The 3,193-nt window shown below is 75.7% G+C and carries 3 protein-coding genes; 2 read left to right on the forward strand and 1 reads right to left on the reverse strand.

All coding sequences use genetic code 11. The annotated features are described in order from the left end of the window. Window positions 1-516: 516 nt before the first annotated feature. Window positions 517-1,002, forward strand: a complete 486-nt coding sequence (locus tag LCD33_RS28425; RefSeq protein WP_224958701.1) for an NUDIX hydrolase — start codon at window positions 517-519, stop codon at window positions 1,000-1,002. On the opposite strand, the gene LCD33_RS28430 is transcribed toward LCD33_RS28425, so the two are convergent. Further along, window positions 896-2,290: an MFS transporter gene (locus LCD33_RS28430; protein WP_224958700.1), complete on the reverse strand. Its 1,395-nt coding sequence runs from the start codon at window positions 2,288-2,290 to the stop codon at window positions 896-898. The genes LCD33_RS28425 and LCD33_RS28430 overlap by 107 nt on opposite strands. A gap of 72 nt (window positions 2,291-2,362) precedes the next feature. On the opposite strand from LCD33_RS28430, the gene LCD33_RS28435 reads away from it, so the two are divergent. Continuing rightward, on the forward strand, window positions 2,363-3,193 hold an 831-nt coding region (locus tag LCD33_RS28435), incomplete at its 3' end, for a LysR family transcriptional regulator (protein WP_224978492.1).

Below are 3,193 nucleotides of genomic sequence, written 5' to 3' on the forward strand. Positions count from 1 at the left end.
CCCGTTGCCCCCCCCCCCGCGGGGGGGGGGGGGCGCGGCCCCCCCCCGGGGGGCCCCCCCCGGGGCGGGCGGCGCGCGGCCCCCCGCCCCCCCCCCCCCCCCCCCCCGGGTGCGGGGGAAGGTGCCGGTGGCCGCGGTGCGGCGCGAACCGGGTGCGCGGTGGGCGCGACCGGGTCGATCACCGGGAGGAGTGCTGATGCCGCCGGAGTCGCGGCGAGGACATCAGGTCAGCGACGACAACCCTGCGCACCTACGCGGACGAAGTCCACGTGGCGGCGGCGGGTCAGGCTGGTCGCGATGAGCACGGGATCATCGTGACCGCATCGGCTGAACGGTGTCAACGGAACGCGGCCACCGTTCCACCAGCCGGGCATCGTCCACAGTGGATGATCGTAACCGGATCGGGCGCCCATGCGGATCTCCGCGCGGCGGAGCGGGACTCCGCGAGCGCCGCGCGGTAACGTGATCGGTTCGACCGCGCGGCGCCCGACGCCGGGGCAGGAAGGGGATCCAGCCATGGCCAAGTTCACCTGGCACACCCGCGCCGTGCCCGGAGGCCTACCGGTCCGCCAGGTCTACGGGTTCCTGTTCGCCCCGGACGGGCGCGTGCTGATCAGGGTGGACGGCGCGAAGCACTCGTTGCCCGGCGGGCGACCGGAGCCCGGCGAGTCCGCCTACGTGGACATCCTGCGGCGCGAGACCTACGAGGAGGTCACGCTCGACATCGCCGAGCCGCACTACCTCGGCTACCAGTGCGTCGACGACGGGCACTCGCCGTACGCGCAGGTGCGGATGGTCGCCGAGATCAGCCGGGTGCACCCGCCGGAACCGGACCCGGACAACGGGCGCACCTACCTGCGGTTGCTGGTGCACCCGGGCAAGGCGGGCGACCTGCTCAACTGGGGCGAGACGGGCCACCAGCAGGCCGCGGCCGCGGCGAACGCCGCGATCGCCGTGCTCGGCCTCCCGCACCAGGGCCTGCCGGACAGCGGTTACCTCTGACCCGCGGGCGTCCCGCGCGGTCCAGCCGGTGCTCGGCCCGGTGCGGACCCGGCCGCGGCGCCTCGACCGGCGGCGTCGGCCGCCCGGCCACCGCCACCGCGACCGCCACCACCGGGACCAGCGCTCCCGCCGCGATCGCCACCCAGGACGTCGCGGTCCCCAGCGGGCGCTCCAGCGCCACCAGGCCGACGAGCACGGCGGGGAACCCGGCGCCGAGGTAGCACGCGAGGTACAGCGCCCCGGTGATCGCCCCGCGCTCCCGCCGCGACACGACCTCCTCGACGGCGGCCGTCGCCCCGCCGTAGGCCAGCCCGTGCCCGGCTCCCGCGACGACCGCCGCCGCCAGCACCACCGGCAGCGAGGCGCCCGCCGACGCCGCCAGCAGCACCAGGCTCGCCAGCAATCCGCCGAGCCCGCCGAGCTGCGCGCGCCGAGGGCCGAGTCCGATGACGAACGGTTGCGTCAGCGCGGAGCAGACCAGCACCGCCCCGAGCACGCAGCCGGTGGTGGTCAGGTCGGCCCGCGCCGTGCGTTCCAGCAGCGCCGGGACGATCGCCAGGAACAGCCCGGCCACCGTCCAGGCCAGGAACCCGGTGCCCGCGGCCGCGGTGAACGACCAGCGCGTCCCGCGCGGGATCCGCGGGCGTTCCGGCCGCCACCGCCGCAGCGGTGCGGCGGGCGCGGGCAGCCGGGACAGGCGGCGCCATCCGACGCCCAGCAGCACCAGGTGCAGCAGGTACGGCAGGACTTGCGGCAGCGGCAGGTGCTGGGCCAGCGCACCCGCGGCGACCGGACCGGCCGCGGTGCCGAGCAGGAACGCCGTGCCCGCCAGCACCGCGGCGCGCCGCCTGCTCGCCGAGCGCGGGTCGTCGCAGATCAACGCGGTCGCCGCCGGGGTCACCGCGCCCAGCGCGAGCCCCTGCGCGGCCCGACCGGCCAGCAGCCAGCCGGTGCCCGCGGCGAACGCGAAGCACACCGACCCGGCAGCGGCCAGCAGCACCGCCGTCCGCAGCACCACGCGCGTCCCCAGCGCATCCGACGCAGGACCGAACAGCAGCAGCGCCGGCGCACTGACCAGCGCGAACACCGCGTAGATCAGCGTCATGCCGAGGTCGCTGATGCCGAACGACCCCTGGTAGCCCGGGTAGAGCGGGCTCGGCAGGTACGCGCCCGCGGTGAGCACCACCAGCAGGTAGGTCCCGGTGCGCACCGCGCGCACCCGGTCGACGAACTCCTTCCCCGAGCCGGTCTGGAGCGCAGGAGGAGGCGAGGGCTTCAAGGGCAGCACGTCCACAGGTTGCCGCCCGATGCCGGCGAAGTGAATCAAACGTTCTCGCGGTGAACCGTGCAAAATATTCGCATGATCGATCCCAAGCTGACGGTGCTGCAGCTGGTCGCGCACCACGGCACCGTCACCGCCGCCGCAGCGGCGCTGCACTACACCCCGTCGACGGTCTCCTACCAGCTGCGCCAGCTCGCCGAGGAGCTCGGCGTCGAGCTGCTCGCCCAGTCCGGCCGCGGCATCCGGCTCACCCCCGCGGCCCGGACCGTGCTGCACCACGCGGAACTGCTGCAGGTGCAGGCCGAGCACGCCCGCGCCGAACTCGCCGCGCTGGCCGGAGAACCGGCGGGCCCGTTCACCCTGTGCGGGTTCTCCACCGCCGCGACCCACCTGCTGCCCGCCGCCGCCGCGATGCTCCGGGAGCGCTTCCCGCGGGTGCGCGTGCGGCTGGTCGAGGCCGAACCGGACCGCTGCTTCGACCTGCTGCTGGCGGGGGACGCGGACGTCGCTCTGGTCATCAACACCGCGGACACCCCGCCGCTGGGGGACGCGCGCTTCGAGCAGCACCCGCTGCTGGACGACCCGCTGGACCTGGTGGTGCCGAGCGATCACCGGCTCGCCGGGCGGAAGTCCGCGACGCTCACCGAAGCCGCCGACGAGCAGTGGATCATCGGGCACCCCGGCGGCACCTACCACGACCTGATGCGCGCCGCGTGCATGGCGGCCGGGTTCAGCCCGAACATCGCGCACCACGCCGACGAGTGGGACACCGGGACGGCGCTGGTCGCGCACGGCTTCGGCATCATCCTGGTGCCGCGGCTGGCGCGGTTGCACGACGACTGGCCGGTGGTGCGGATTCCGCTGCGCGGCGAACCGGCCCCGGCCCGGCGCATCCTCGCCGCCACCCGG

Origin of the sequence: Saccharopolyspora sp. 7B (genome assembly GCF_020177435.1) — a bacterium.
In the GTDB taxonomy this organism is placed as follows: domain Bacteria; phylum Actinomycetota; class Actinomycetes; order Mycobacteriales; family Pseudonocardiaceae; genus Saccharopolyspora_C; species Saccharopolyspora_C gregorii.